Below are 4,618 nucleotides of genomic sequence, written 5' to 3'. Positions count from 1 at the left end.
CCGGTCCGGTCCGGCACCGGCGCGGTGCGGATCCCGCGAAGGTCTGCGCACCGCGGTGCGGGGCCCGGTCAGGCGGCGGCCACCGGAGCGCCGAGCCAGCGGGCCAGGGAATCCGGGAGGCCGGCACCGTCCGCCGTGTCGGCGGCCCACGCCACGAACCCGTCGGGCCGGACGAACAGCGCCCGCAGCCCCGGGCGGTCCGGGCAGCGGGCCGTGACGACGTCCAGCCGGTCGCCGTACCCCCGCGCCTGGGCCCGCAGCCCGGCGTCGTCGGCCAGGTCGAGCAGCAGGGCGCGGCCGGTGTGCAGCCGCTCGCCGAGCCGGGTCCCGTCGGCGAGGGCCAGGTCGGGGGCGAGGGCGCCGGTCAGCGGGTGGTCGCCGGGCAGGTCGTAGCGCTGCCAGACCCCGGAGATCCGGGTGGCCAGGTAGGTCGTGCCGGAGGTGGTCAGCGCCATGTCGGTGACCACCTCGCGCAGGGCGCGGGCATGCCGGTCGGGACGCATCAGCGCGATCTGGGCCCGGGTCCAGTCGAGCACCCAGGCCCCGATCGGGTGCCGTTCGGCGGTGTAGGTGTCCAGCAGCGACTCGGGAGCCCGGCCGCGGGCGACGGCGGCCAGCTTCCAGCCCAGGTTCAGCGCGTCCCCGATCCCGAGGTTGAGCCCCTGCCCGCCGAACGGCGAGTGCACGTGCGCCGCGTCACCGGCGATCAGCACCCGGCCCCTGCGGTACTCGGTGGCCTGACGGGCGTTGTCGGTGAACCGGGTCGCCGTGACCACCTCGGTGACGCTCACCTCCGGCACACCGGACACCCGGCGCAGGCTGGCCTGCAGTTCCCCGGCGGTGACGGGCAGCCTCGGGGTGCCGTCGCGGAGCCCGGCGGGCGGGCCGTCGAACTCGACGGTGAGGACGCGGCCGGGAAAGGGCCCGTGGACGTAGGTGCCTGTGTCGGTGGTGTTCCAGCCGGTGCCGAGCCGCTCGGCACCGGCTAGCTTCGCGACCGCCTGATAGCCGGTGATCTCGGGATCGGTGCCGGGGAAGTCGAAGCCGGCCAGCTTGCGCACGGTGCTGCGTCCGCCGTCGCAGCCCACCAGCCAGCCGGCCCGGACGGTCCCGTCACCGGTGTGGACGTCCACCCCGTCCTCACCTGCGTCGAAGCCGGTCAGCTCCACACCCCGGCGCACCTCGACGCCCAGCTGCCCGGCCCGCCGGGCCAGGATCCGCTCCAGCTCGGCCTGTGGGACGCCGAGACCGGCGCCGGCGGCGGGGCCGACGTCCGCCCAGGCGGGGCCGGAGTCGTCGAACAGGTCGGGGTCCAGCATGATCCCCGCGAAGTGCCCGGCGAACTTGGGCGGGATCTTGGTGTCCGGCCGGAAGGCGAGGAGCTTCTCCCGCGCCGTCTCCCACGCCGCCGTCAGCTCGGGCAGCAGGCCCCGGCGGTAGAAGGCGACCGCGCTCGGGATGTTGATGGAGCCCGCCTTGACCGTCTCGTCCACCTCGGCCAGCCGCTCCACGACCAGCACCCGCGCCCCGCCGAGCCGCAGCTCGCAGCCGAGGAAGAGCCCCACGGGGCCGGCGCCGGCCACCACCACGTCATAGTCCGTCGTCGTCATGGAGGTAACTGTAGTCACTAAAAACTTTTAGTGGATACACCTGAGGGTAGAATTTTTCCCATGGACGGCAACGACGAGGAACTCCCCCTGCGGGAGCGCAAGAAGCGCGAGACCCGGCAGCGCATCTCGGACGTCGCGACGGAGCTGATCGGGGAGCGCGGCTTCGACGCGGTGACGGTCGCCGAGATCGCCCGCGCGGCGGGCGTCTCCCCGATGACGGTCTTCAACTACTTCCCGCGCAAGGAAGACCTGTTCCTCGACCGCATCCCGCAGGCCGTCGACCTCTTCGCCGCCGCCGTACGCGACCGCGCCCCCGGCGAGCCCCCGCTCGCCGCCCTGCGCGGCCTGGCGCTGCGGCTCCTGGAGGAGAGGCATCCGCTGAGCGGGGTGGGGGAGACCTTCGCCGACTTCTGGCGGACGGTCGCCGGATCACCGGCCCTGCGTGCCCGCGCCCGCGAGGGTGCGGAGGAGATCGAACGGGCGCTGGCCGACGCGTTCGGCGAGGCGGGCGTGGCGGATCCCGGACTGGCGGCCGCGCTGACGGTGGCCGCGTACCGTACGGCCTTCCTCGGCTCCGTGCGCCGGCTGGCGGCCGGCGACCCGGTGGCCGAGGTGGCCCGCGATCACCGGACCCGGCTGGAGGAGGCGTTCGGCGCCCTGGAGCGCGCGGCACTCGACCGCTGACGCCGCCGGCCGTCACCGGCGCCGGCCGCTGGTCCGCGGCGGGACGTTCGCCCGGTAGCATGGTCGGCACGGCAGACGAGCCGGGCGGGCGGCCGCGTGAGATCCCCCAGGGGGTTTCCCGAGGAACGTCCGGGCTCCACAGGGCAGGGTGGTGGCTAACGGCCACCCGGGGTGACCCGCGGGAAAGTGCCACAGAAAGCAGACCGCCAGGGCTGTGCTCTTCTGAAGAGGACGGCCCTCGGTAAGGGTGAAACGGTGGTGTAAGAGACCACCAGTGCCCAGGGTGACCTGGGCAGCTAGGTAAACCCCACCCGGAGCAAGGTCAAGAGGGGCGCCGTGAAAAGCGCCCTGCGCGGACGTTCGAGGGCTGCCCGCCCGAGTCCGCGGGTAGACCGCACGAGGCCGGCGGCAACGCCGGCCCTAGATGGATGGCCGTCGCCCCGGCGTCCGCGAGGACACCGGGGAACAGAACCCGGCGTACAGCCCGACTCGTCTGCCCGTCAGGTCACTGACCCGCGGGACTCTTGTCGCACGCCAGAGATGATCTTGCGCCGGGGAGCGCCCCGGGAGTGTCCGGGGAACGTCCGGGGAGATCGGGAAGCCTCTGCGGCCTCCGGCTCCGTCCGCGCTCCGGTACGGCCCACTCGCCGAGCGCGGCCGTCCCCCGGCCGAGCGGTTCGGGCTCGCTGTCGCTCCCGGGGGTCCACGAGTCTGGTTGGATGACGCGTCCCGGACCTGGACCTGCCGAGGAGACCGTGCGTGGACGCTGACGAACCCCTGGACGAGTGGGCGAAGCGCCGGGAGGAACGGAAACGGCCGATCGGCGAGTTGAAGGCCGTCATCCTCGGTCACGAACACGCCGCCGCCCACCTCCACCCCAGGGCACCCCGGGTGATCCTCCGCTGGGACGGCTACCAGTGGAGTCCGTACCGCATGGCCGACGGCTACGCCGCCGCTCAGCGCGTCCTCCACGGAACCGACGACGGACAAGCGGCCGTCCTCCCGACCGGCCCGAGCGGTCAGCCGATGGCACCCGGAACCGGCCGCCACCGCAAGCCCTGACGCCGGCTCGCGCGCGGCCTCGGTGTCTTCGGGGCCGCCGCACCGGCCGCGCCGTTCCTGCCGGGACTCCTCGGGTTCCTTCGAAGGGGCCGCGAAGTGGGGGGTGTCGGGACTCCTGCCGGACCTCCGCTTCCGCACGGGTGTGGAGCAGCGACGCGGTGGCCGCGGTCCCGCGACGCGGCGGCCGCGGTCCCGCGACGCGGCGGCCGCCTTCCCGCGATGCGCACGGGGCCGACCGGCGACAGCGGCGTGCCGCGCCTCGCGCCGCGTAAGCTGATCGTCGTGAAAACCCTTGGCCTGTGCGGAAGTCTGCGATCCGGATCGTTGAACGCGGCCGTGCTGCGCGCGGCGGCCGAGCTGACCGTGCCTCCGCGTGAACTCACCGTCGACGCGGGCCTGGACCGGCTGCCCTACTTCGACGCCGAGGTCGAGGAGACCGCGTTGCCGGAGGTCGTGGCGGAGTTCCGGGCCGCGGTGGGCGCGGCGGACGGCCTGCTGATCGTGACCCCGGAGTACGCCCACGGCACCTCGGGCGTGCTGAAGAACGCCCTGGAGTGGCTGGTCGGCGGAGGCGAGGTCGATGGCAAGCCGGTGGCTCTCGCGAGCGCGTCCCCCACGGCGACCGGCGGCGACCGGGCCCGCGCCTGGCTGGCCGAGACGCTCACCGTGATGGGGGCCCGGCTCGTCACGCCGGACCTGCGTATCCCGCAGGCGACCCTGAAGATCGTGGACGGCCGGCTGACCGACGAGCCGACCCGGGCAGCCCTGGCCGCCCTCCTGGACGACCTCGCCCGTGCCGCCGCCGGGGCCGGAGAAGTGGACGCCGGCCTCGCCCGCTGACCGCCCCTCGACGGCTCGCCGCCCTCCCGGACGACCGACGGCGGACCGCTGCCGGACGGCCCGCGGTGGACCGCTGTCGGCCGGCCCCGGAGTGCCGAGACGCCCTCTGCTACGGGGCTCGTCGCGCCGCGTCACTCCTCGAACAACGCCTCCTGCTCGCCCTCCGTCCGCAGCCGCAGCCGGCGGTTGCGTGCCCCCACCACCACGGCCGTCGCCGCCGCCGTCACGCCGAGCGCGGCCGGGACCATCCAGCTGCGGTCGAACACGTGCCCGAGGGTGTGGTCGAGGGAGAGCCGGCCGGGGCCGGTGACGGCGAGGCCGGCCGCCGCCAGCCCCAGGCTCGCCGCGTGCTCGTAGCCGCCCTCCTGGGCGAAGAACCCGTTGGGCGCGTGCACGGCCGCCGCCCCCGCCATCGCGCCGGC

General features: G+C 74.7%; 4 protein-coding genes, 1 other RNA gene and 1 pseudogene. 4 read left to right on the top strand and 2 right to left on the bottom strand.

The genetic code is table 11. The features are described from left to right. Positions 1-68 precede the first annotated feature (68 nt). Entirely contained in the window at positions 69-1,610 is a 1,542-nt protein-coding gene (locus GT045_RS22655; protein WP_161335256.1) for an FAD-dependent monooxygenase, read from the bottom strand. Positions 1,611-1,670: 60 nt separating this feature from the next. Here GT045_RS22655 and GT045_RS22650 point away from each other — a divergent pair, with 60 nt between their 5' ends. From GT045_RS22650 to GT045_RS22635, 4 genes are all read left to right on the top strand, one after another. After that, the gene (locus GT045_RS22650) at positions 1,671-2,294 is read left to right on the top strand and encodes a TetR/AcrR family transcriptional regulator (protein ID WP_161335255.1); all 624 of its coding nucleotides are present in this window, start codon (positions 1,671-1,673) and stop codon (positions 2,292-2,294) included. Positions 2,295-2,370: 76 nt separating this feature from the next. After that, positions 2,371-2,790: RNase P RNA component class A (gene rnpB, locus GT045_RS22645), an RNA gene on the top strand. A 263-nt stretch (positions 2,791-3,053) separates the two neighbouring features. Further along, the gene (locus tag GT045_RS22640) at positions 3,054-3,356 is read left to right on the top strand and encodes a DUF6087 family protein (RefSeq protein ID WP_161293265.1); all 303 of its coding nucleotides are present in this window, start codon (positions 3,054-3,056) and stop codon (positions 3,354-3,356) included. A gap of 282 nt (positions 3,357-3,638) precedes the next feature. Further along, positions 3,639-4,196 carry an NAD(P)H-dependent oxidoreductase gene (locus tag GT045_RS22635; RefSeq protein ID WP_161335254.1) on the top strand — a complete coding sequence of 186 codons (558 nt, stop codon included), beginning with the start codon at positions 3,639-3,641 and terminating at the stop codon, positions 4,194-4,196. 131 nt (positions 4,197-4,327) lie between these two features. Here the strand turns inward: GT045_RS22635 and GT045_RS22630 are convergent. After that, positions 4,328-4,618 (bottom strand): annotated as a pseudogene (locus tag GT045_RS22630) (RpiR family transcriptional regulator); the annotation flags it as partial.

Origin of the sequence: Streptomyces sp. SID486 (assembly GCF_009865385.1) — a bacterium.
Lineage (GTDB): Bacteria > Actinomycetota > Actinomycetes > Streptomycetales > Streptomycetaceae > Streptomyces.
This window is presented reverse-complemented; position numbering and strand designations above follow the sequence as displayed.

Bases quoted from the DNA above. Each gene is read 5' to 3' on its own strand.
- GT045_RS22655 (WP_161335256.1), bottom strand. From the start codon at position 1,610: ATGACGACGACGGACTATGACGTGGTGGTGGCCGGCGCCGGCCCCGTG.
- GT045_RS22650 (WP_161335255.1), top strand. From the start codon at position 1,671: ATGGACGGCAACGACGAGGAACTCCCCCTGCGGGAGCGCAAGAAGCGC.